This is a genomic window from Aquabacterium sp., assembly GCF_036279675.1.
Taxonomy (GTDB): domain Bacteria; phylum Pseudomonadota; class Gammaproteobacteria; order Burkholderiales; family Burkholderiaceae_C; genus Aquabacterium.
In genome coordinates, this window is the sequence record NZ_DASUIS010000029.1 from 1 (window position 1) to 23,748 (window position 23,748).

19 protein-coding genes are annotated in these 23,748 nt (G+C 61.9%); 5 read left to right on the forward strand and 14 right to left on the reverse strand.

The window, feature by feature from the left end; genetic code table 11:
* Positions 1 to 783 (reverse strand): aldehyde dehydrogenase family protein (locus tag VFW93_RS02820; protein ID WP_329692471.1); only part of this gene is annotated, 783 nt, incomplete at its 3' end.
* Positions 784 to 956: 173 nt separating this feature from the next.
* On the opposite strand from VFW93_RS02820, the gene VFW93_RS02825 reads away from it, so the two are divergent.
* Both VFW93_RS02825 and VFW93_RS02830 read left to right on the forward strand, forming a co-directional pair.
* Positions 957 to 2,549 carry a hypothetical protein gene (locus VFW93_RS02825; RefSeq protein ID WP_329692472.1) on the forward strand — a complete coding sequence of 531 codons (1,593 nt, stop codon included), beginning with the start codon at positions 957 to 959 and terminating at the stop codon, positions 2,547 to 2,549.
* Between the two features lie 17 nt (positions 2,550 to 2,566).
* Positions 2,567 to 3,061 (forward strand): Rrf2 family transcriptional regulator, encoded by a 495-nt coding sequence (locus VFW93_RS02830; RefSeq protein WP_329692473.1) that lies wholly within the window; start codon positions 2,567 to 2,569, stop codon positions 3,059 to 3,061.
* 17 nt (positions 3,062 to 3,078) lie between these two features.
* On the opposite strand, the gene ytfE is transcribed toward VFW93_RS02830, so the two are convergent.
* Together ytfE and VFW93_RS02840 are read right to left on the reverse strand one after the other, a co-directional pair.
* Complete coding sequence (gene ytfE / locus VFW93_RS02835) at positions 3,079 to 3,747, reverse strand: iron-sulfur cluster repair protein YtfE (protein ID WP_329692474.1); 669 nt, start codon at positions 3,745 to 3,747, stop codon at positions 3,079 to 3,081.
* Between the two features lie 165 nt (positions 3,748 to 3,912).
* Positions 3,913 to 4,959 (reverse strand): PEP-CTERM sorting domain-containing protein, encoded by a 1,047-nt coding sequence (locus tag VFW93_RS02840; protein ID WP_329692475.1) that lies wholly within the window; start codon positions 4,957 to 4,959, stop codon positions 3,913 to 3,915.
* 174 nt (positions 4,960 to 5,133) lie between these two features.
* Here VFW93_RS02840 and VFW93_RS02845 point away from each other — a divergent pair, with 174 nt between their 5' ends.
* A complete protein-coding gene (locus VFW93_RS02845; protein WP_329692476.1) occupies positions 5,134 to 5,751 on the forward strand; it encodes a ParA family protein in 618 nt (205 codons plus the stop codon).
* Positions 5,752 to 5,764: 13 nt separating this feature from the next.
* On the opposite strand, the gene VFW93_RS02850 is transcribed toward VFW93_RS02845, so the two are convergent.
* From VFW93_RS02850 to VFW93_RS02895, 10 genes are all read right to left on the reverse strand, one after another.
* Positions 5,765 to 6,979: a GGDEF domain-containing protein gene (locus VFW93_RS02850; RefSeq protein WP_329692477.1), complete on the reverse strand. Its 1,215-nt coding sequence runs from the start codon at positions 6,977 to 6,979 to the stop codon at positions 5,765 to 5,767.
* Positions 6,980 to 7,048: 69 nt separating this feature from the next.
* Positions 7,049 to 8,479, reverse strand: a complete 1,431-nt coding sequence (locus tag VFW93_RS02855) for a DUF3138 family protein (protein WP_329692478.1) — start codon at positions 8,477 to 8,479, stop codon at positions 7,049 to 7,051.
* A 71-nt stretch (positions 8,480 to 8,550) separates the two neighbouring features.
* Entirely contained in the window at positions 8,551 to 9,414 is an 864-nt protein-coding gene (locus tag VFW93_RS02860) for an ABC transporter permease subunit (RefSeq protein ID WP_329692479.1), read from the reverse strand.
* A complete protein-coding gene (locus VFW93_RS02865) occupies positions 9,411 to 10,334 on the reverse strand; it encodes an ABC transporter permease (RefSeq protein WP_329692480.1) in 924 nt (307 codons plus the stop codon). Before VFW93_RS02865 ends, VFW93_RS02860 begins: the two co-directional genes overlap by 4 nt.
* Before the next feature lie 13 nt (positions 10,335 to 10,347).
* Positions 10,348 to 11,484: an ABC transporter ATP-binding protein gene (locus VFW93_RS02870; RefSeq protein WP_329692481.1), complete on the reverse strand. Its 1,137-nt coding sequence runs from the start codon at positions 11,482 to 11,484 to the stop codon at positions 10,348 to 10,350.
* 34 nt (positions 11,485 to 11,518) lie between these two features.
* Positions 11,519 to 12,643 carry a polyamine ABC transporter substrate-binding protein gene (locus tag VFW93_RS02875; RefSeq protein ID WP_329692482.1) on the reverse strand — a complete coding sequence of 375 codons (1,125 nt, stop codon included), beginning with the start codon at positions 12,641 to 12,643 and terminating at the stop codon, positions 11,519 to 11,521.
* A 276-nt stretch (positions 12,644 to 12,919) separates the two neighbouring features.
* Entirely contained in the window at positions 12,920 to 13,585 is a 666-nt protein-coding gene (locus VFW93_RS02880; protein WP_329692483.1) for a PEP-CTERM sorting domain-containing protein, read from the reverse strand.
* Between the two features lie 164 nt (positions 13,586 to 13,749).
* Complete coding sequence (locus VFW93_RS02885) at positions 13,750 to 15,150, reverse strand: aspartate aminotransferase family protein (RefSeq protein WP_329692484.1); 1,401 nt, start codon at positions 15,148 to 15,150, stop codon at positions 13,750 to 13,752.
* A gap of 43 nt (positions 15,151 to 15,193) precedes the next feature.
* Entirely contained in the window at positions 15,194 to 16,561 is a 1,368-nt protein-coding gene (locus VFW93_RS02890; protein ID WP_329692485.1) for a glutamine synthetase family protein, read from the reverse strand.
* Between the two features lie 35 nt (positions 16,562 to 16,596).
* Complete coding sequence (locus tag VFW93_RS02895; RefSeq protein WP_329692486.1) at positions 16,597 to 17,463, reverse strand: gamma-glutamyl-gamma-aminobutyrate hydrolase family protein; 867 nt, start codon at positions 17,461 to 17,463, stop codon at positions 16,597 to 16,599.
* Positions 17,464 to 17,724: 261 nt separating this feature from the next.
* Here VFW93_RS02895 and VFW93_RS02900 point away from each other — a divergent pair, with 261 nt between their 5' ends.
* Positions 17,725 to 20,790 (forward strand): type VI secretion system Vgr family protein, encoded by a 3,066-nt coding sequence (locus VFW93_RS02900; protein ID WP_329692487.1) that lies wholly within the window; start codon positions 17,725 to 17,727, stop codon positions 20,788 to 20,790.
* Between the two features lie 38 nt (positions 20,791 to 20,828).
* Positions 20,829 to 23,039: a hypothetical protein gene (locus VFW93_RS02905; protein ID WP_329692488.1), complete on the forward strand. Its 2,211-nt coding sequence runs from the start codon at positions 20,829 to 20,831 to the stop codon at positions 23,037 to 23,039.
* A gap of 9 nt (positions 23,040 to 23,048) precedes the next feature.
* Here VFW93_RS02905 and VFW93_RS02910 read toward each other — a convergent pair.
* Positions 23,049 to 23,748 (reverse strand): formylglycine-generating enzyme family protein (locus tag VFW93_RS02910; protein WP_329692489.1); only part of this gene is annotated, 700 nt, incomplete at its 5' end.

Consider the following 23,748-nt stretch of genomic DNA (forward strand, 5'->3'; position numbering starts at 1 on the left):
CATCTTGCGGCCCACGCGTGTAGAGCCGGTGAAGCCCAGTGCGTCCACGTCCATGTGCAAGGCCAGGGCTTCGCCCGCCTCGTGCCCATAGCCTGGCACCACGTTGAACACACCTTCAGGCAGCCCGGCCTTGATGGCCAGTTCGGCCAGCTTCAGGGCCGTCAAGGGCGACTTCTCGGAAGGCTTGAGCACCACGCTGTTGCCACAGGCGAGTGCGGGCCCCAGTTTCCAGGCCGCCATCAACATGGGGTAGTTCCAGGGCACGATGGCCCCCACCACGCCAACCGGTTCGCGCTGGATCAAAGCCAGAGCCGTGTGCGGCGTGGGCGCGATCTCGTCATACACCTTGTCGATGGCCTCGCCGAACCAGTTGATGCAGCGCGCCGCCAGCGGCACATCCACGCTGAGGCTGTATTGAATGGGCTTGCCCATGTCCAGCGTTTCCAGCAGGGCCAGTTCGTCCTTGTGCTGGATCATCAATTCGGCGAAACGTTGCAGCACGCGTTTGCGCTCGGCTGGTGCCTGGCGTGCCCAGCGGCCGTCTTCGAAGGCCTGACGGGCCGAGGCCACGGCGGCATTCACATCGGCGCGCTCGCCTCTTGCGATGACGCCCAAAAGGCGCCCATCAATCGGGGAAAGGCAATCAAACGTGGCGCCACTGAGCGCCTGCACACGCTGGCCGTTGATGAATGCGCGACCGTCGATGCGGCGCTCTGCAATCAGCGCATCGGCGCGGTCTCGCCAGATGCGAGCCTGAGGGCTGGTAGGGGCAAACGCACTCATGACCGGTCTCCTGGTGAATCAAGGGCTTGTTCCATGCACCCTTCATCCTGCCACACGCTGAACGTGGCCAGGGCGCACGTGTCGAGGCGGCGATAATCCCGCATCACCAAAATCACAAGTAACAAGGGAGTTGTACCGTGCGTTCACGATATGCAATGGCCATGGGGGCCGCCATGATCAGCCTCGTGCTGACAGCCTGCGGTGGCGGTGGTGGTGGTGGTGGCACCGACGAGCCGGCCGCCACGCCCAGTACAGCCTTGAGCAGCCCGCTCAACACCAGCACGAGCCCCAGCCACTTCGGCGCGGTGTGGCGTGTTCCCGGACCAGGCGCAGCCACGGAGAGTGCCCTGACCATCATCGACACCGATACGCAGCGCGTAGTCCGTACCTATGACACCTACATGTGGCGCGCCAGCATTCGCGTGCAGCGTATGCCCGGCTCACGTCAGCAACGCAGCCTGGGTGCCGGCAACGTATACATGATCCTCAATGGCCAGGTGCTGCAACTGGACCTCAGCGGCGCCACACTGGGTCAGCCCAAACGCATTTCCTCCATCACACAGGCATGCGCCCTCTATGGGCCCATGCTCGGCGTGAGCAAGGACGGCCGACACGACTGGCTACGCGTGCTCACAGCGGGCCCTTCCGGCGATTGCGCAAACCGGAATGAAACGCGCGCCTTTCTCGTCGCATCGGACATGTCCGAAACCGAAATCGGCCCCGAAATGGACGGCCCCTCTGGCCTGATCCCTGTGAGCGCCCTGCCGGACGCACAAGGTGCGTCAACCGGGCTGTTGGTCCTGGAAGGAGCGACCGGCGGCATGTCGGTCTACACATCAGACATGAAGACCCGTCGCTACACCGTGGCCGACAAGGTGGTCACCAACACGGCCACACTGGAATGGCCGATTGAGGCCCCCGATGCCGACCAGAAGGCCTATCTGCGCGCAGCAGACAAGCTCTACCTGCTGGACTGGCAAAGTGGCAAGGTGGTGCTGGGCGCACCATTGAGCCAGCTCGATGCGGGCAACCTGATGTTGAACTACACCTTGGACGACAGCTTCCTGTACTTTGTGCGGGGCGGGGCCATCTACCAGGCTGCCAGCGATCGCACCGTCAGACTGCTGGCGCAGGTCGACACCCAGCTGGGCGTGCTCTTCAGCCTCATCAACACCGACAACAGCATCTGCATCAGTCAAACCGCCGACTACGTGCAGGAATCCGCATGGTCCTCGATGCATTCGATCAAGACAGTCAGCAAGTCAACGGGCGCCATACGCACCTTGATGTCGAACAGCGCGGACTTCCTGTACCCGATTGCCGCATCGAACGACGAGATGGTGCTTCTGAAATACGTGTTTGATGGAAGCGGCTACAAGAGCCATGTACTCGCCCTCAATCTGACAGACGGCAGCACGCGTACGCTCGGCACCGACGTCATGCTCACAGGCAACCTGCCCTCGCCCACCTGGTCTGGGTCTGCGCTCACCTATCCAACCTTGCTGTGGGCTGAAGGCATCATGGATCAACCCTACATCACCCACCCCGCTCGCAGCCTGAAGGCCTATTCGCCTGGCCAATCCGCACCAGTGATCCTGGCCACCTTTGCGGCCGACGACCCCAGCGTGAGCGAGGTCAATCTGGTGAGCTGGCGATCAGCCCGGCCCATCATCGCCACCAGCGACCTCAATGGTGATCACAACCGCTTCTGGACGGTGCAACCCGACCAGGCCAACTCCCTCACCCCCGTGCTCGCGCTACCATGAGCCATGGGTAATTCAAGATGCGCCTGACCGTCTACACGGACTACACACTGCGGGTGATGATGTTCCTGGCGATCAGGCATCGCACAGGTGAACTCTCGCGCATCGATGAAATCGCGCAGGCCTACAACATCTCGCGCAGCCACCTGACCAAGATCGTCCACGAACTGGGTCACAGTGGTCTGGTCGACACGGTGCGAGGGCGCAGCGGCGGCATGCAACTGGCCAAGCCACCATCGGACATCACCATCGGCGAGATCGTGCGGCTGGCAGAAAAGGACTTCGCCGTCGTGGCCTGCCATGACCCGAACAGCCCCGACATCTGCACCATCCAGCCTGCATGCAACCTGCAGCGCACCTTGCGCCGTGCCATGGAAGCCTTCATGCGCGAGCTCGATGCGCTCACCCTGGCGCAAGCCATCACGGCGCCGGTTGCCGCAGCGTCGCTGCTGGGCATCCCCGCCGTGAGCAAGATCAGCAGCCCTCGCTCACGCAAGGCCACGGCACCTGACTGATCGGGCCGTCTGGCCCATCACCCCATTCTGGCCGCGTGCTGGAACAGCACATTGTTCTCCAGGTGGATATGCTGCATCAGCTCTTCCCTGAAGGTGCGCAAACCCAGATAGAGCGCCTGCCAGGTATTGCAGGCACCAGCGGGCGGGGTCATGTCCTGGGTGAGGGCCTCCACCTTCGCCAGATTCTCACCATGGTGCTCGTGCTCTTCCAGCATCACGCGGATGGGGCCTTGAGACACCAGATACTGTCGCTCCTTGAGCAGCGGGAACAGGATGCTTTCCTCTCGTTCCATGTGACTGGCCAGTTCCGAGTTCATGTCGGACAACAGCGCGGACAACCCGGCCGGACAGGCGGGATGATCGCGATGCACGGCCTCGACCCGACGCGCCAGCCGCACCAGCTCCGGCAACTGCGCGCGATGGCGCTCGTGGAAATGCGACTGGATGTGGTCCACCAGTTCAGGCACGTCCGTTTCCTGCCATTGGCGCGGCGCCTGGTGTGCTTGCGCCACCAGTTGCGTCAGCCGATCGGCGATGAGGGCGGCATCCAGCCCCTTCCTGGCCGCGGCCTCTTGCAGGGTATGGGCGCCGCCGCAGCAGAAGTCCAGCTTGTAGGCATGGAACACGTCTGTCGCGCCGGGAACTTCCCGAGCGATCTGACCAAGGGATTGCTGGATGAATGTCATGGTGAAGGCCTTTCCGATCAATAAGATTCATTATCTATGAATCTTATTGATCGGGCACACACAGCCCTTCACGCTGTCGGGCTAACCGACATCAGACTTGATGCCCATCAAAGAAAACAGCCGCTTGTCAGCGGCTGTTCAAGGTGTGCAGCGTTACGCCTGGCATCAATGGCCAGACACGCGGCGACGCCAGAAAATGCCAACCAGCCCCAAACCCATCAGGAGGTAGGTCGCGGGCTCGGGCACGGCCTGAGTCGCTTGCGCACTGGCCGCCACTGTCAGCATCGCCAGGCCGTCGAGCGCCTCATCGCTGTTATTGGTGAGCGTCACGCGCAAGCGGCGAGAAACAGGCGTCGAAGTCGCGGGGTCATCGGTCTGCTGGGCAAAGACATTGTCTTGTTGCCACTCGTAAGTCGCCAGCAGATCATCGGCCAGTGCCCCCCACGATGTATAGACATCTGCGAACGGAAAAACAGGCGTGGTTCGCGCCAGGGCTATCTGCACGCCTGCGCCCACCATGGGGTTGAACGCGCTGTCCGGGTTGTCCCATGGCAGATAAGGCAAGTCGGATCCCAGTCCCACCATGGCACTGGCATCGGCCTCCATCACCAACTGCGTATGGGCGGACAAGGTGAAACTGACCGGTTGGGTCTGACTATAGCCAGGCTTGATGGTCAGCGTGCCAGCGTCGAAATCCTGGTCAACGGCTGGATAGAACAAGCCCTGACCGAAACTCGCACCGCTCCATACTTCGACCGACTTGCGGTCAGCCCCCGGCACCACGATGGCCTGATCAAACGCATTGGCACCCAGACGCATCGTGGCCGACATGCCGCCAGGCCCCACCGACACCGTGCCGGAACCATCTGCCGCAGCCAGGTTGTATGTTTGCTGTGGCAAAGGGCCTTCATAGATCGCACTCTGATCGGCTGTGGAAACGGGATAACCATCTGCATCCCTGTAAATCAAGCCACTGACACCCGCTGAACCAAAGACGGGATCGACCCCACCCTCCAGGTTCTTCTGCCCAAACTGAATCCAGGTTCCTTGACCGGACTGAGGCGCCAGATCAACCAGGCTGAAGGTCAGATTGGACAGCGTGGCAGAGCCCGTCGCCAGATCAGCGCCACTCTGGGCGTGCACGGCAGCACCTGCGGACAGGCAGGCCAGAACGAGAACGCGGCGCACGAATGCGCGATGGATGTGCTTCACAGCAGCCCCCTTGTTGTTTAACGATTTATACGCTCAGTGTAAACAGCATCCCCGGACGACGCACCCCCTGTGTAAGGGCCATGGCACAGGGAAACACCTCTCCCTTCCGTACGGCAGGTGCAGACCAAGTTCTGCGCCACAATAGCCTGACTGGACCCCAATGAGGAGGACACCATGCCGGTGATCGTGGTCGCCAACCCCAAGGGCGGCGTGGGCAAATCCACGCTGTCGAGCAACATCGCGGGCTACTTCGCCCGCCAGGGCCATGCCGTGATGCTGGGCGATGTCGATCGCCAGCAATCCTCGCGTCTGTGGCTCAAGCTGCGCCCGGGCAACCTGCCCCACATCCAGAGCTGGGACATCAGCGAAGACCACATCGCCCGCCCACCCAAGGGCACGACCCACATCGTGCTGGACACCCCGGCCGGTCTGCATGGGCCAGGGCTGGACGCCGTGATGAAGCTGGCCGACAAGGTCATCGTGCCGCTGCAGGCCAGCGTCTTCGACATCTACGCCACGCAAGATTTCCTGGCCGAACTGGCCCGACGCAAGAAGGGCGACAAGGCACAACTGGGTGTGGTGGGCAACCGCATCAAGGACCACACCAAGGCCACGGAACACCTCAAGGAGTTTCTGCAGACCCTGGACATTCCCCTGCTGGGCCTGCTGCGCGACACCCAGAACTACGCCCACCTCGCCGCCCATGGCCTGAGCCTGTGGGACGTGCCGTCTGCCAAGGTCGAAAAGGACCTGAACCAGTGGGCGCCCGTGCTGGCATGGCTGCGTCAATAAGTAACTCTGACGCTCAGCCCCCGTCTGCCGCACGCAATTCGCGGCAGACAAAGCGGTGACGCCCGGAGGACTTGGCCTCATACAGCGCGCCATCTGCCGCATCCGTCAGGCCCTGAGCCGTGGCCGCTCCTGTCGGCAGGCAATGTGACACACCCACGCTGACCGTCACATTGGCAGCCGTAGGCGAGTCTTCATGCGCCATGCCTGCCGCATCCACCTGCTCGATCACCCGACGCGCCAGCTCGCAAGCTCCGCCGGCATCGGTGTCGGGCAACAGGATCACGAACTCTTCGCCGCCATAGCGCGCCGCGACATCACCCGGGCGGCGCACCACCCCCGCAATGGCCGACGCCACTTCGGCCAGGCAGCGGTCACCTGCGGGATGCCCGTAGCGGTCATTGAAGCGCTTGAAATGATCGACGTCGATCATCAGCAAGGCCAGCGAGGCCCGATTGCGGCGAGCCCGGTCCCACTCGGCGCGCAAGGCCTCGTCAAACACGCGCCGGTTGGCCAGCCCGGTGAGCGCATCCTTGCGGGCCATCTCGGCCAGTTCGGCGTTCAGACGCTGCACCTCCTGGCGCTCCTGCTGAAAGCGCATGGACTGCAGGAACATCATGCGGTCCTTGTCTTCGCGCACGGCCACCACGAACACGGCCACCGTGGCTGTCAGCAGATAGTGCCCGAGGAACAGCAAGCCATAGTGGATATCCGAAATCCAGGGCAAGGCCAGAAACGGTACGCCGCCGAGCACGCAACCACGGATGGCCGATCGGATCGGCAGTTGCAAGCCCAGCATGCCGATCACCAGCACCATCAGTGTGATGTAGACCTGATTGATGGCCAGTACCTGGCTGTGCAGCATGAAGCCCGTGACCACCTTCACGGCAGTGATGAGCCCGAAAACCCACGGGATCCATCGATCGAACGACAAACGCCAGCGCACCTGATGGGCTGCCACCAGGCCGCCGGTCAGCAGGCTGATGTCCAGCCCCTCCGACTTGAGCATCAAAGCCAGATCCCGCCCATGCAGTTCAGCCGTGTAAAACACCAGCGTGAAGGCCTGAAAGGCGATGAAGCCGATGGGCAGCATGGGTGACCACAGCCGAACCAGGCGGCTGAACTCCTCCAGCCGCTTGTTTCGGTAGGCCTGCTGCAGATGGTCAGGAACGGGCGCCAGCCAGGGCCGATCCTGCAACAGCTGGTCTAGATCGGTCTGCGTGTCGGACATGAACTGCTCCTCACGCCTTCACGTGCGGCACCTGAGACCGCACGCATCCGGACAGGCACACGGCAACAATCAGAAGCTGACCACCACGGCGGTGCTCAGCAGTTGGTTGTTCTTCTTGTAGTCGCCAGACTTGGTGTCCAGGAACACCGGACCGCTGGCCCAGTCGTAACGGTACTCCAGTTTGAACACCGTGCTCAGATTGAAGGCGTAGTTCATGCCCAGGGTCAAGGCAGCACGGTCGATACCCTTGTTGGCGTTCTCCAGCGTCACGCCATCATCCAGATAGACCTGCGCGGGGCCAATGCCGTTGTGATCGTCCGCACTGGCGTAAGTCAGCAGGCCGCCGCCGTTCTTGCTGTTGAAGATGCGGTCAAAGCGCACGATGCCTTCCAGGCGCGGGTCGAACTTGTAGGCCACCAGGCCCGACAGGCCCGTCCAGATGGCATTGCGCAACTCGCCTGTATCCGGATTGGCGGTAATGGACGCCTTCTGTTGGCGCCCCCAGCTCGCCTGACCTTGAACAGTCCAGTCGCCACGGATGAAATAGGCATCGAACTCGAACAGGTCCACCCGGGTATCTCGCGTGGAGTAAGCCTCGGACGTGATCGGGTTGATGGCGGCATCACCGTTGTCGTCAAAGGCCTTGCCGTTATGCGCCTTGCCATGCACCCCCGCAAAACCAAAACCCTGGAACTCGCCCTTGGCGTAGTCCACGCGATAAGCCAGCACCGGGGTCTTCTCATTGGCGCTGCGCTTGCTCGCGTTCATGTTGGCCACGACGCCCTTGACGATCCATTTGTCGCGGGTCAGCTCCAGGCCTGCACCGGTGTAGGCCGTGGGCAAGGTCAGATCGAACAGCAGGTTGTGCGTGATGAGCTTGTTGAGCGTGGGCTGCAGGTATTCGTAACCGGACCAGTCTGGAATGTGGCCGGCGATGAAGCGTGTCTGCAGATCAGTGAGCGGCACGGACACCGAGGCCTCATGCAGGATGGAGGCGCTGCCTTCCGACACGGCCTGGGTGCTGCGCTGTGGTGACAAGGTCAGGCGCCAGCGCGAGCCACCTTCGGTTTCCTTGACGAAGTCAATCGCCGCGGAGCCGATGTAGGAGTTGTCATAGGTATAGCCGCCATCGCCCACCGAGTTCAGGAACTGGAAGCCAGCCCGATGCTGTCGCTGGTTGAACACGAAGGTCGGGTCCATGTAGCCACTGACCTTGAAGCCCTTGAAGCCCAGCATGTCGCGCGAGTCTTCCAGCGCTTCGGCCTTCACGGCGATGCGGTTGAAGTCCTGCTGTTGCTCGGGCGTCATGCCCGGCGCTGGTGCCTCAGCCTGCTTGCCGGCCTGCGCCTCGATCTTCTTTTCCAGCTCGCTCACGCGGGCCTTCAAGGCGCGCAACTCGTTGAGCAGATCCTGATTGGTGTCGGCCAGAGCGGGCGCAGGGAATGCGGCGCAGACGGCCAATGCCACGGGCAGAAGGGACCAGGTCAGTTTGTGCTTCATCTTGCTGTGCTCCTTGTTTCAATCACGATTTGCTTGTCTTGTGCCCGCTGCGTCCATCGCTTGCGCGCGACTCAGGCCGAACGAGCTGCCTGTGCCATTTCCTGCGAGCGCCTTCGCTCGGCCCTGGCCAGCATGTAGCTGCCCCCGACCACCGCGATGGACACCACGGCGATCACCACTGTGGCCACCGCATTCACACTGGGATCCACACCCAGCCGTGCGCGCGAGAAGATCACCAGCGGCAGGGTTGTCGAGCCCGGGCCGGACAAGAAGGCGGCCAGCACCACGTCGTCCAGCGAGAGCGTGAAGGTCAGCAGCCAGGCCGAGGCCATGGCCTGCGCGATCATGGGCAGCGTGATCAGGAAGAAGACCTGCAAGGGACGAGCCCCCAGATCCTGGGCAGCCTCTTCCAGTTGCGGGTTCAGGTCCTGCAGGCGCGCCTGGATCACCACCGTGGCGTAGGCCATGCCCACCAGCAGGTGCCCCAGCCAGATGGTCATCATGCCGCGCTCTGGATAGCCCAGTGCGCGCTGCAGGGACACCAGCATCAACAACAGCGACAAGCCGATGATGACCTCGGGCATGACCAGCGGCGCATTGATCATGCCCACCATCAAGGTACGCCCGCCAAAGCGCTTGAACTTGGCCAGCGCCCAGGCCGCCAGCGTGCCCAGCACCACGGCGGACGTGGCCGTGGAAAATGCGATCTTCAAGGACAGCCACAGCCCGTTGAGCACCTCTTCGTCGTGCACCAGCTTGGCAAACCACTGCAAGGTGAAGCCCCCCCACACCGTGGGCAAAGGCGAGTTGTTGAACGAATAAGCCACCAGCGCCACGATGGGCAGGTAGAGGAAGGTGAAGCCCGCCGTGAGCCACGCCCTGGCAATCCATTGCCCGCGCCGCTGGTAGGCCGGGATCAGTGCCGGCTTGCTCATCGGTGCGCCTCCTGATCCGCCTGAGCCTTGTTGAACAAGGCGAGGGGCACGAGGATCAACAGGATCATGACGACCGCCACGCTCGACGCCATCGGCCAGTCGTTGTTGGCAAAGAACTCATCCCACAGCACGCGGCCGATCATCAGCGTTTGCGGGCCGCCCAGCAACTCGGGAATCACGAATTCGCCCACGCAGGGGATGAAGACCAGCATGGAGCCCGCCACGATGCCGGCCCTGGACAAGGGCACGGTGACCTTCCAGAACGCCACCCAGGGTGTGGCGCCCAGATCGGAAGCGGCTTCCAGCAAGCGCATGTCCATCTTGGACAGGTTGGCGTACAGGGGCAGGATCATGAAGGGCAGATAGGTGTAGACCATGCCCAGCACCAGCGAGAACGGTGTGTTCATGTACTGTCCCGGCCCGGGTATCAGGTTGAGTGCCATCAACACGCTGTCAACATGCAGCGCATCCAGCACCGTTGCCACCCAGCCGCCTTCGGTCAGCAAGCCCTTCCAGGCATACACGCGCAGCAGGAAGGACGTCCAGAACGGCAGCATCACCATCATCAACAAGGCGGGCTGCACGGCCTTGGCTGCACGCGCCATGAAGTAGGCGAAGGGGTAGCCGATCAACAGGCAAAAGGCGGTCGTGATACCGGCGTACTTCAGGCTGGCCAGGTAGGTCTTGAAGTAGAGATCGTCCTGCGTGATGAACAGGTAGTTGCTGAGCTTGAAGCGCAACTGCAGGACGCCATCCGTCCAGGTGATCAGGTCCTTGAAGACCACCGTCTCCATCTCGGAGATGCTGATCTTCACCACGATCAGGAAGGGCAGCATGAAAAACAGCAGCAGCCACAGGTAAGGCACACCGATCACGGTGCGGCCGGACCAGGTCAGTTTTGGCTTGCTGATGGTGCCCATTGCCCGCCTTGCCTTATTGGGTCAACACCACATGGGCGGAGGGCAGCCACCAGGCGTAGGCGTCATCGTCCCAGCTCAGGGTGTCGTCAGGATGGCGCTCGGTGTTGCTCTGCGTGACCTTGAGGATGGCCCCGCTGGGCAGTTGCAGGTGGTAGAGCGTGTCACTGCCGAAGTAGACCATGTCCTTCACCCGGCCCTTGACCTGGTTGAAGGGCGCAGGCGCCATGTCTTCTTCCTGCACCGGTGGCCTGCGCGAGATGCGGATCTTCTCGGGACGCAAGGCCACGGTGACGGGCATGCCGGTGTGGCCGGTGATGCCATGGCCCACATAGTGGCGCACATCCGGGCAGGTGATCTCGACGTGCGCGGCCTCGTCCACCTCCAGTGTGCCTTCCATCAAATTGACATTGCCGATGAAGTCCGCCACGAAGCGTGTAGCGGGCGTTTCGTAGATCTCGCGTGGCGTGCCCACCTGCAGGATGCGGCCTTCGCTCATGACGCCGATGCGGCTGGCCATGGCCATGGCTTCTTCCTGGTCGTGCGTGACCATGACACAGGTCACGCCCACGGATTCGATGATGTTGACCAGCTCGATCTGGGTTTCTTCACGCAGCTTCTTGTCCAGGGCGCCCAGGGGCTCGTCCAGCAGGAGCAGCTTGGGCTGCTTGGCCAGGCTGCGCGCCAGGGCCACACGCTGTTGCTGCCCGCCCGACAGCTGATGGGGTTTGCGGTTGGCAAACTTGCCCAGTTGCACCAGCTTGAGCATGGCCTCCACGCGCGAGGCCACCTGGTCTTTGGGCAAGCCCTCACGGCGCAGCCCGAACGCGATGTTGTCCCACACACTGAGGTGCGGGAACAGCGCATACGACTGGAACATCATGTTGATGGGACGCTGGTACGGCGCGAGTTGCGCCTGATCCTGCCCGCCCAGCATGATGCGCCCCGAGGTGGGCAGATCAAAGCCGCCCAGCATGCGCAGCAAGGACGTCTTGCCACAGCCCGATGGCCCCAGCAAGGCAAAGATCTCGCCCTTGTGGATGTCCAGCGAAATGCCATCGACGGCGCGGAACACGCTGCCGTCCTGACCGGCAAAATCCTTGATCAGTTTGTCAATGCGCAGGAAGGCTTCAGCCTGATCGCTACCGCTCATGCCTGGTCGCCCTCCGTTTGCTGGCCGTGGCGGCTTACAGGCCGGTCTTGAACGAGGTGTAGATGCGCGTCATCTGGCGACGGATGTCGTTGTTGAGCGCATCAGGCTGAGCCATCTTCTTCATTTCCGACTCGGGCGGGAACACAGCCGGGTCGTTGGCGATTTCGGGCTTGACGAGCTTGCGCGCAGCGAGGTTGGGGTTGGCGTAGAACACCTTGTTGGTCAGGGACGCATGCACCTCCGGACGCATGATGTAGTTCATCCACAGATGTGCGTTCTCGGGGTGGGGTGCGTCGGCGGGGATCACCATGGTGTCCATGAAGATCACACCGCCGGTCTTGGGCGTCAGGGTCTTGATGTTCTGGCCGGTCTTGCCCTCGATGGCGCGGTTCTTCGCGATGTTGATGTCGCCCGAGTAGCCAAAGGCCGCACAGATCGAGCCATTGGCCAGATCATTGATGTAGCCGGTGGAGCTGAACAGCGTCACATAAGGGCGAATGGCCTTGAGCACAGGCGGCACGGCCTGGTAGTCCGCGATGTTCTTGCTGTAGGCGGGGCGACCCAGGTAATGCAGGGTGGCGGGCACCACTTCGGTCGCGGAATCCAGGAAGGACACGCCGCAGCTCTTGAGGCGGCTGATGTACTCGGGCTTGAAGACCAGATCCCAGGCATTGTCCGGCATGGGCAGATCACCCAGGGCGGCTTTCACCTTGTCCACATTGATGCCGACCGTGGTGTAGCCCCACATCCAGTTGACCATGTACTGGTTGCCCGGATCGAGGCGAGCCAGCTGGGCCATGATGGCCGGGTCGATGTTCTTCAGATTGGGCAGCTTGGACTTGTCCACCTTCTGCAGCAGGCCGCCGTCCGCCTGCATCTTGGCCCAGTAGGACGAGGGCACGATGATGTCGTAGCCCGTCTTGCCAGCTACCAGCTTGGCGTGCACGATCTCGTTGGAGTCGAACACGTCATAGCGCACCTTGATGCCGTACTCCTTCTCGAAGTTGGCCACCGTGTCTGGCGCAATGTAGTTGGACCAGTTGTAGACGTTGAGCACCTTTTCTTCTTCGGCATGGGCGCTGCCCAGAGCCGTCAGCGCGAGCAACGTGGCGGCGCACAGGGGTTTCAAAAAGGTCTTCACAGTCGTCCTTGCGGTCATGGTGTCCAGCTCCTTGAAGTCGTTGGTATTGTCTGCCCATCTTGAACGGAAAGCCAAGCCAATGGGCTCCAGCATTCGCCCCCCGCACTGAAACGATCAAGCAATTGTTGCGCCAAAAGAACGCCGGACCACCAGCTCGGTCGGGAACGATTGAACGACTGAAGGCGAGGGTCAAAAAGCAAAAAGGGCGCCCTTGCGAGCGCCCTTTCGGTTCAAAACGTCTGGTCGAACAGCCTGACTGATCAGGCCCCTGTTACCGAACGCCTCGATCAGCCATCAGCGAGCCACGCGACGCTTGCGCGCCATCACGCCCACGACGCCCACGCCAGCCAGCAACATGGCCAGAGCTTCGGGTTCCGGCACGGCGGATGGCACGTAGTAGTTGTTGGCCGTGGCATTGCCGTAGAAGCCAATACCCACGCCGGTGCCGGTGTAGGAGTTCGACAGGGTGCCGGAGAACACGTCGCCAGTGGCGCCAACCTTGGCGGTCACCAGGCCGGTCACGTTGTTCACGCTGGCTTCGAAATAGGAGGACTCGACCTCGGTGGACAGGTCAAAGTAGTAGCTACCAGTCGTCGCAGACGAACCATTGTTGCCACGGTACATGAACACACGGTCGAACTTGCCGTCACCAGTGTTGTCCTGCAACTTGACGAACAGGTTGTCGCTGAGGCTGCTGTAGTTCAGGATCAGCGCCACATAGCTCACGCCGGCACCCGAGATGGCATCCACACCCAACGTGGTGGCACTGGCACCATCCAGCGTGGCCAGCGAGAAAGTGGTGCCGGTGAGCACGCCACCAGACTCGGAGAAGGAGCCGGCCTGAGTCGTCCAGCCGCTGAATGTACCGTCATTGAAGTTGTCGGCAACGGTCATGGCGGCCTGAGCGTTCATGCCGAACACGGCAGCCATGGTGGCCAGGAAAATTTTGGCTTGTTTCATGTTTGTCCCTTGAGCTGTCAGCGTGCTGGCGTGAGCAAGCCGATGTAAAAAACCGCCATTAATGGCGAAATTGCACATAAATGCGCACGATCACTTTACATCGCGACACACCATGTCCGGCATCCCTTACCCAGGGGTATCCGAAAAACCCAAAAACGCCCTGCTCAGATCCAACCACGCCCCTGCAGGTCGACGAGGGTCAGGTCCAGGCAATGGCGTATGAGGCCCATGAGTTCATCCACCTGGGCGCGCGTCATCACCAAGGGCGGCGCAATGATCATCCGATCACCCACCGCCCGCATGATCAGCCCGTTGCCAAAGCAATGCCCACGGCAGACCATGCCAACCGATTTATCTGAGGTGAAGGCCTCGGCGGCTTGATCACCGTGCGCCTTGCGCCGCACCAGGCGGATCGCCCCCATCAGCCCACAGGTTTCCGCCTCGCCCACCAAGGGGTGCGTTTGCAGGGCGGCAAACTGGGAGGCCAGATAGGGCCCGGTGTCATCGTGGACCCGCTGCACCAGGCCCTGCTCTTCGATCAACTGCAGGTTGGCGAGGGCCACCGCGCAAGCCACCGGGTGGCCGCTGTAGGTGTAGCCGTGTGCGAACTCGCCGCCCTGCTCGATCAGCACCTTGGCCACGCGCTCCCCCACCATCACGCCGCCCAGCGGGATGTAGCCCGAGGTCACACCCTTGGCAAAGGTGATCAGGTCAGGCTTGTAGCCGAAGCGCTCGCAGCCGAACCAGTGGCCGGTGCGCCCGAAGCCGCAGATCACCTCGTCGGACACCAACAGGATGCCGTATTGATCGCAGATGCGCTGGATCTCGGGCCAGTAGGTCTCCGGCGGGATGATGACGCCGCCCGCACCCTGTACCGGCTCGCCGATGAAGGCCGCCACCTTGTCGGGCCCCACCTCCAGGATCTTGGCCTCCAGCCAGGAGGCGGCGCGCTTGCCGAAGTCGTCCTTGCTTTCGCCGGGCCGACCATGCTGCACGTAGTAGGGCTGGTCGATGTGGACGATGCCGGGAATGGGCAGGCCACCTTGCGCATGCATGTCCGTCATGCCGCCCAGCGAGGCGCCCGCCATGGTCGAGCCGTGGTACGCGTTGAAGCGGCTGATGATGGTGTGGCGCCCTGGCTGCCCCATCAGATCCCAATAGCGGCGCACCAGGCGCACCACGGTGTCGTTGCCTTCAGAGCCCGAGCCACTGAAGAACACATGCTCGAAGCCAGGCGGGCTGAGTTGCGACAGCTTGTGCGCCAGCGCAATGGCCGGCATGGTCGTGGTCTGGAAGAAGGAGTTGTAGAAAGGCAGCGTCGTGAGCTGTTCGGTGGCCGCGTCGATCAGGGCCTTCTGGCCATAACCCACGTTCACGCACCACAGGCCGCTCATGGCGTCGAACAGCTTGTGGCCCTCGCTGTCCCACAGGTAGATGTTGTCCGCCTTGGTGATGACGCGCGTGCCCTTGGCCGCCAGCGCCTTGAAGTCGGTGAAGGGGTGCAGAAAATGGGCTGCATCCAGCGCCTGCCATTCGGCCGTGCTGTGTTCGAAAGTGGGGCTCATGTGTTGTGCGCTCCTATATTTATTGAGAAAGCCACCCAGCCTCTTAGACGTGCAGCAGCAAGTGTTCGCGCTCCCAAGGCGAGATCACCTTCATGAACTCGGCATGTTCGACTTCCTTGATCTCGGTATACACGGTGATGAAGTCCTGCCCCAGCACCTCGGCCAGATCGGCTTCGTCGCGCAACAGGTTGACGGCTTCGCCCAGGCTGCGAGGCAACTGGTAATCGCCCAGATAGGCATCCCCCCGGCATTCAGGCGAAGGCTCGATCTTTTTGGTGATGCCCAGGTAACCGCAAGCCAGGGTGGCGGCCATCGCGACATACGGGTTGGCGTCCGAGCCCACCACGCGGTTCTCGATGCGGCGCGCAGCCGGCGTGGCCACAGGTGAACGGATGCCCACCGTGCGGTTGTCCGTGCCCCACTGGATGTTGATGGGTGCGGCATTCGAGCGCACCAGGCGGCGGTAGCTGTTCACGTAGGGCGCGAACAAGGCCATGGCCGAGGGGATGTAGCGCTGCAGGCCACCAATGAACCAGTAGAAAGCCTTGGAGGGGCTGCCATCCGGGTTGCTGAAAATGTTCTGCCCCGTGGCCTTGTCCACCACACTCTGATGGATGTGCATGGCGCTGCCGGGCTCGTTGGCCATGGGTTTGGCCATGAAGGTGGCGTACATCTCGTGGCGCAGCGCCGCTTCGCGAATCGTGCGCTTGAAGAAGAACACCTCATCGGCCAGGCCCAGCGGATGGTCGTGGAAGAAGTTGATCTCCATCTGCCCGGCACCCACTTCGTGGATCAGGGTGTCCACGTTGAGCTCCATCTTCTCGCAGTAATCGTAGATGTCCTCGAACAGCGGGTCGAACTCGTTGACGGCATCAATCGAATAAGCCTGGCGCGAGGTCTCCGCGCGGCCACTGCGGCCTTTGGGCGGTTTGAGCGGCATGTTGGGGTCCACGCTGCGTTCGATCAGGTAGAACTCCAGCTCGGGCGCCACCACGGGCGACCAACCCTGGTCGTCATACAACTGGCAGACCTGCTTGAGCACCGAGCGCGGCGCATACGGGATCAGCTTGCCTTCACGGTCATAACAATCGTGGATGACCTGCGCGGTCGGGTCCGTGGCCCAGGGCACGATGCGCACGGTGGCCGGGTCGGGCTGCAGGTGCATGTCCCGATCGGTGGGCGTGATCACGTCGTAATACGGGCCACTGGCCGGAAACTCGCCCGTCACCCCGATCGCCACGATGCCCTCGGGCAGGCGCATGCCGCGGTCTTCGGTGAACTTCTCGCGCGGCAGGATCTTGCCGCGCGCCACACCGGTCAGGTCAGGTACGAGACATTCGATCTCGGTGACACGCCGCTCGTTGAGCCATTGCTCCAGTTCGCTGAAGCTGCCGGGTAACTTGCTTTGCATGTCATCACCTAAGTTCTGTGTGGGACCGGGTTGAACTACCGTCTCTCGGGATGCTGCACGCGCTCGACATGATCCGACGCTGCGCCCGATGGCGACAGACGCGCAGACTGGTAAGCGGCACAGGCCGATCCGAAAGCCTTGAAGATGCGCTGGGAGACCGGGTTGCTCGCGGCCTGCCACTCGGGGTGCCATTGCAGGCACAGATTGAAGCCACCGCGCACCGATTCGGTGTCATCGGGCATGGGGTGCCAGGAAAACGCCTCGACCACGCCATCCGGCGCCAGGGCCTCGATGCGCGCACCGTCAGCCAGGCGCTTGACGCCCTGGCCGTGCAGGCTGTTGACCATGAACTCGCCCCCTTGGAGCACCGGCTCGGCCATGCCCTGCAAGGCCTTGTCCAGCAAACCACCGTGGATCAGCTTGACCGGATGGGCCAGACCGTATTCCTCGTCGACCGGTTTACTGTCATCGCCGCGATGGTCCATCAGGCCGGGCTCGGCGTGCACCGCCTGGTGGAGCGAGCCACCCAGTGCCACATTGACCTCCTGGAAGCCCCGGCAGATGCCCAGCAAGGGCATGCCACGCTGGAGCGCCAGCCGGATCATGGGCAGCGTCCAGGCGTCACGTTCGGGATCAAGAGGAAGGGACTCGTCCAGCACGTCCTCGCCGAAATGACTCGGGTGCACGTTGGAGGGCGAGCCCGTCAGCAGGATGCCGCTGGCCAGATCCAGCAAGGCTGGCAACTCATCGGCTTGTGCGGCGGGCACCACCAGGGGTACACAACCCGCCATGCGCACCGCATCGATGTACTTTTTGCCCGCGACATGGAAGGGATGACGCCCGAGGATGCGCTGACACGCGGGCACCAGCACAACGGGCGGGTGAATCTGGTTTGCACTCATGATGCCACTCGCTGCAAGCAGTGTGCCAAAGCCGTTACAACTGTCAACGGGGGGCGACGCGCGGTGTTGTCAAAGCCGTGAAATCGGGCCGGCGACAAGTACTTGCAGCCCCTAACATTTACTTTCACATTGGGCAGCCAAACGGGCCCCCATGCGGGGGTGAGGGGCATCCGGTCAGGGCCTTTTGCGATAACTTCCCAGCCTCGGGTGACGTGGCTTCACATGCCGCGCGCCCCATAAAGAAAATTCTGGGATGGAAGCATGACCGACCTCTCCGGCATCCAATCTGCATTGGCCGGTGCCGCGCACAACCTCGTCGACAGCCTGCTGGGCGATCTGCTCAGCTTCGGGCCCAATCAGCACACCCGCCTGTTGCGCCTGCACTCCCCCCTGGGTGGCGATGTGCTGCTGGCCGAACGCGCACAGATCACAGAGGGCATCGGCCCGCGTCAAACGCAGCCTGCTTGCGCCATCGACCTGCTGGCCCTGAGCACCAAGGTCGACCTCCAGCCCACCGACCTCATCGGCCAGCCCGTACTGCTGGAATTGCTCACGGCCCACAGCACCACGCAACTGCGCCCCTTCCATGGCCATGTGCTGGCCTTCGAACTGCTGGGCTCCGATGGCGGTTATGCCCGTTACCGCCTGCAGATCGGTACCTGGCTGGATTTCCTGCGCCACCGGACCGATGCCTGGATCTTTCAGGATCAATCCGTCATCGACATCACAGAGCACATCTTTGCCGACTACGCTGCCCAAGGCACCCTGCAGCCCACATGGCGCTGGGACCTGAAAGACGCGGCCGTCTACCCCAAGCTCAGCACCCTGAGCCAGCACGCCGAGACAGATTTCGACTTCCTGCAACGCCTGTGGGCCGCCAACGGCCTGTTCTGCTGGTTCGAGCACACGGGGGATGCCACCGACACGGGCACGCTGGGCAGCCACACCCTGGTGCTCGCCGACCACAACGGCGCCTTCACGGCCAACGAGCAAAGCCGCATCCGCTTCACACAGCCTGGCGCGGTGATGAAGGAAGACAGCATCACCCGCTGGCACGGCATCCGCCGCGTGGGCACCAGCACCCTGCATACCGCCAGTTTCGATTACCGCTCGGTGAGCAACCACGCGGGCAGCGCCGATGTCGATGCCGGGCACGACCAACCCATGCCGCTGGTCCACGCGGACCAACCCGGCGCCTATGCGTTCGAGACGCCTGAAGAGGCACAGCGCCTGGCCACCGTGTATCTGCAATCACTCGAAGCCAGACGCAAGCAGTTTGAAGGGCGCGCTACCGTGCGCACCCTGGCGCCGGCCACCACCTTCACACTGGCCGATCACAGTGAACACGATCTTGACATGCTGAACCTGGGTGGCGACGCCAGCCAGTTCGTCGTGCTCAACGTGGTGCACCGCGCCCGCAACAACATGAGCGCCGACGCCAAGGCCGGACTGCAACAGCTACTGGGCGATGCCAGCCACCTCCTGGGCGGCGAGCACGCGCCAGGCCAAGGCCTGGGTACGGCCGACAATGCCAGCGCCGAACCGCTGTATGAGGCCCGCTTCGAAGCCCAGCGCGCCGCCATCCCGGTGCGCCCGGCACTGACGGACGACCAGGGCGCCCTGCTCCACCCCAAACCTACGGCGTGGGGCACGCAAACCGCGCTGGTCGTGGGCCTGGACGGCCCCATCCACACGGACCGTGACGGCCGCATCAAGGTGCAGTTCCACTGGCAGCGCGGCGCAGGCAGCAGCCACAGGCTGGATCACGCAGCAGGATGCAACGCCCCCGCATCGGATGCCTCCGGTACGTGGGTCCGCGTGGCACAGGATTGGGCCGGCGCCAACTGGGGCGGCGTGTTCACACCTCGCCTGGGCCAGGAAGTGGTCATCGCCTTTGTAGAGGGCGACATCGACCGCCCCGTGGTGATCGGCGCCAGCTACAACGGGCAAGGCAGCGACAACGCCCAGGGTAATGTGGTGGCCGGTGGTGCGGCCAACGCCACAGGCAATGCGCCAGCATGGTTCCCTGGCTCGGCGCGCCAAGGCGAGCAGGAAGGCCACGCCCACAACGCCACGCTCAGCGGCTTCAAGAGCCAGAGCCTGGACGCATCCCAGGCTGGCGGCGGGGCCTACAACCAGCTCGTGCTGGACGACACCCCGGGCCAGGGCCGCGTGCTGGCGCACACCACCCAAAGCCAGACCTGGCTGCAGATCGGCCACCTGCTGCAACAGAACGACAACCAGCGCCTGGCACAACGCGGCCATGGCCTGGAGCTGCACACGCAAGCCTGGGGCGCGGTGCGCGCGGGTAGTGGCCTGCATGTGAGCACGCACGCGCGCCGGGGCGGCACATCTTCCACCCAAGGGCAACCAACCGATACGCGTGAAGCACAAAGCCAGATGCAAAGCCATGCAGAACTGGTCAAGGCATTGAGCGAGAACGCGCAGACCCACCTGGCCAAACTGCCCAATGAGGCCACGCCAGACAAGCTGCCTGTTCTGCTCGCCATGCGGGCGACGGTCACGGCGCTCAAAGGCCGCGAGTCATCCGAGGGTGAATCCAACAGCGAATCCGGCAACGCCAGCGAAGAAGGCGGCAACGTGATTGCCATCGACGGTGGCCACGGCAGCATCCCCACCCTGGCACGCCCTGACCTGGTTCTCAGCGCGGCAGCCGACATCAGCAGTGCCACACCCGCGCACAGCGTCATCAACGCCGGCCAGAACACAACCGTGACAACCGGCCAGGACACCAATTTGTTGAGCCAACGGCATACTGCCTGGGCCGTGAAAGACGGCATCAGCCTGTTCACACGCGGCGAAGCCAAGGATGGCCAACGCGCCGTACAGGACGTGGGCATGAAGCTGCATGCTGCCAGCGGCAATGTGAACGTGCAGGCGCAAAGCGATGCCTTCATGTTGACCGCATCGCAGGCGGTGGACATTCAATCTACCGCGGCGAGCATCACCATCAGTGCGCCCGAGAAGATCCTGCTCAATGGGGGTGGGGGCTATATCAAGATAGAGGGCGGCAACATCGAAATCGGCACCAGTGGAAATGCGAGTTTCCTGGCTTCGATGAAGGAGTTGACTTCGGGGAGTTCGGCTTCTGCTCAACAGCCGAGTTTGAAACAAGCTCAAGGCCTGTTCAACGAGGCTTTCGTTGTCACAGATGAGGACACCGGGCAGGTCATGCGCTACGTGCGCTACCGCATCGAAAACGCGCAAGGCCACGTGCTCGCTCAAGGCATGACTGACGATCAAGGCCAAACTGCACGCGTCCACACATCCAAACAAGAGCAAATCAAATTGTTCTTGCTGGACTGAATATTCAGCGCGACATCGACAAAGTAACAGGGTAGATCATGGCAGAAAGCGTTGTTCTCAAACCGGCGAAGGTTGCATCCACCACATCACCGGCTGGCACCTTCGAGAATGCCCCGCACTCATTGCAATCGGGTTTTCTTCTTTATCAACCTGATCAGAATGCGTTCATCGCCCTGTATGCCGACGAATTCCTCACCTGCCGCAAAGACGCGGAGGAAAACAACCAGGCCATCGAAGCGCTACAAGCAGCCAATCATGCCGTCACTGAAAAATCGCTGGCCTTGGCCGAATTGAAGCGTCAGCCTGACCCCAAGGTTGCAGACTTGAAAGCGGCACAGGACGCGCTGGATCAAGCACTGTCTGAACTTGACGCCAAAAGTGAAGCCGCCAAGTCAAAGATCGAGAAGATCGCTGACCTTGGTGCCGACGAGAACAAGCTCGTCGAGCTATTGCCCTTGACCTTGGCCCGCAATGCCAAACAACGAACCTGGTACGTGCCAGCCAAAAGGCTCAAGTCGGCCATGGCTGACCGGCGCCTGTATTTGGTCGAGGGCAAGGTCGAACGGAACAAGGGCACAGCAGACAGGCTATTCAACGGCACCTCACTGAACACAAAAGAGGTATCTCGCCGGATTGCGAACCAGGTCGTAGACAAGGCCAAATTCGGCAAGAAGTGGAAACTCAAGCCGCAAGATGGCGATGAGTTCACTGGCCAGTTCTTTGCTCAATGGTCCAAGACCATGGGCGCCTCAGTCAAAGAGTTTCTGGAGCGAGAGCAAAAGCAGATCGCCGAAGGCCTGTTCGCGGCCAGCACGATGGACCCCAACAACCACCATCGCCAGATTGATTTGAAGGCTGAGGCTCAATTGATGCGTTGGGCCGCAGGGGCGGGGCTGGAAGCGAACTGTTTGCCATTTCAAGGCAACCTGTTCGACAAGCGAGACAAGAACTGGAAAGACCGATTCAAGCGCGCTGGCAAGGCTGCGCAGTTCAATGTCAAGGCCAACGCAGAAGCATCGTTTGCGTTGGGTGAGGCAAAGGTTCAGACCATTGGCTACTACCCCCACTTTGCTGGCTGGCATGTTGTGCCTGCTGGTGCGGGCATTGCGTTGGACATGGGGAACTTCCGCCTGCGAGGTGAGATGACGCTGTATGCCGTGGCGGGCGCGAGTGTCGCGCTGGAAGCCTCGGCGGCGTTGATGTTGACGGCAGGCAAACAAGGTTTGCGCGGCGCGCCCAAAGACAAGAGGGCCGCAAAGGCCAAAGTGGGCGCCGGCGCCAATGCCAAGCTGTTCGCAGGCCTAAAAGAAGGCGTCGACCTGAATGGCGCGCTGCAATGGCTCAACCCCGAAGGCTTCATTGACGAGAAAAGCCCCAAGCGCAAAGACCCGAAGAAGTCATGGGGCGAGTTCGTGGATGTGGCCTCTGTGGGTACGGGGGTTGCGGCGATTCAAGGCCTGGCCGCGAGCCTGGGCCTGGAGGTCGGCTACAACAATGGCAACTTCGTCATCGCGGCCAAGGCCTCAGGCTGCCTGGGGCTAGGCGGCGAGGGCAGCGTTGCATGCAAGGTTGGCGCCGATCAGATTGGCCAGATGTTCATGTGTGTGCTGCATCAGCTCAAGCAAGCGGATTACACGAAGCTAACCAAATTGATGAAGTCCGAAGTGTTTGAGGGCTTTAATCAAGTGCTAACCATGGTGGCGGTTGGTGGCACCACGCTGCAGGACTTCGCCAACAAACAATTCAATGACCTGAGACTCATCGAGTCTGACTACCAAGCCTACATGCTTGACATGGCCCAACGAGGGGCTGATTTTATTCGGCAGATAGAGCGATCTTTCCGCGCCAAATGGGGGTGGTATGCCTACCTGCCCCCAGAAGCGCGAGGGGCCATCATTGCCAGCATCGATGGCGCCATGGCTGCCCCCAATCTGAGGCAGGACTGGGAGGTGCGCCAAATGGCGGCCTTTGCGGTCAATGAGCTGGTCAGCACTACGCAGACTGACGCTCATTTGGAGAACTTGTTAGATCGGGTTGTTCTTCAGATAGGGGTTAAATCAGACGGGACTCACGGCCGATCGGTGATTGCCAGTTTGGTCAACGGTACCGCCTACCAGGGGTGTGTTGACTTGGCATGCAATCGGCTGGCTTCTGCGCAACCGGTCATTCATCGTCCATTCATGAGAAACGATGAGCCAGAATTTGTAATGTCCACTTTGCCATTGCATCACCCTAGTTCACTTGTTTGAGCGTAGGTCTTAAAGGGCACTGTGCCTCATCGCACATCGGAATCCAGGTCCCGTTGGGTTGCTGTACCCAGCATCAGGCTCAGTAACCAATCGATCCACCTTACGAAAGGTGCTTAGCTCGCGCGCGTAAGGCCAACGTCCCGCCCTCGAAAAGGTGAAGCCTCCGAAGGCTGGACTAGATGCAATCAATCCCCGCTCAACCTTGCGGGGGCCAAATGCAGGCAAGCGCTCATTGGCCGCCCCACTTTCAGGGCCAAGCGGATTCACTGGGGGCGAGTGTTTGTAATAGTCTGGCTGATACCAGTCATTGACCCATTCGGTTGCAGCGTAATCCAGCATGCCGTACAAGCCTGCTGGATTTGGCGGATAGGACCCGACTTCCGGGGCGACAAGTCGCGGTCGGTAATCGTCGCTGGGATAATTTCTACCCTCATCAACATTGCCATTGTCTGTCGCAAAGATCAACTTCTTGCCACCAGACCTGGCCGCGTATTCCCACTGCGCCTCAGTCGGCAAGTCAAACGGCTTACCGCTGATTTTGCCTATCCACTGGCAGAACGCCTTGGCACCAAACCAGTTCACGGCCGCTGGGCGCCTAGGGTTGCGTGCACCTGGCTTGAACCTCTCCATATCAAGGTTGATCTTGGGGCTGCCCACCGCCTCCGTGAAGATATCGAAGTCCTCATACGTGACCTTGTAGGCCATCATC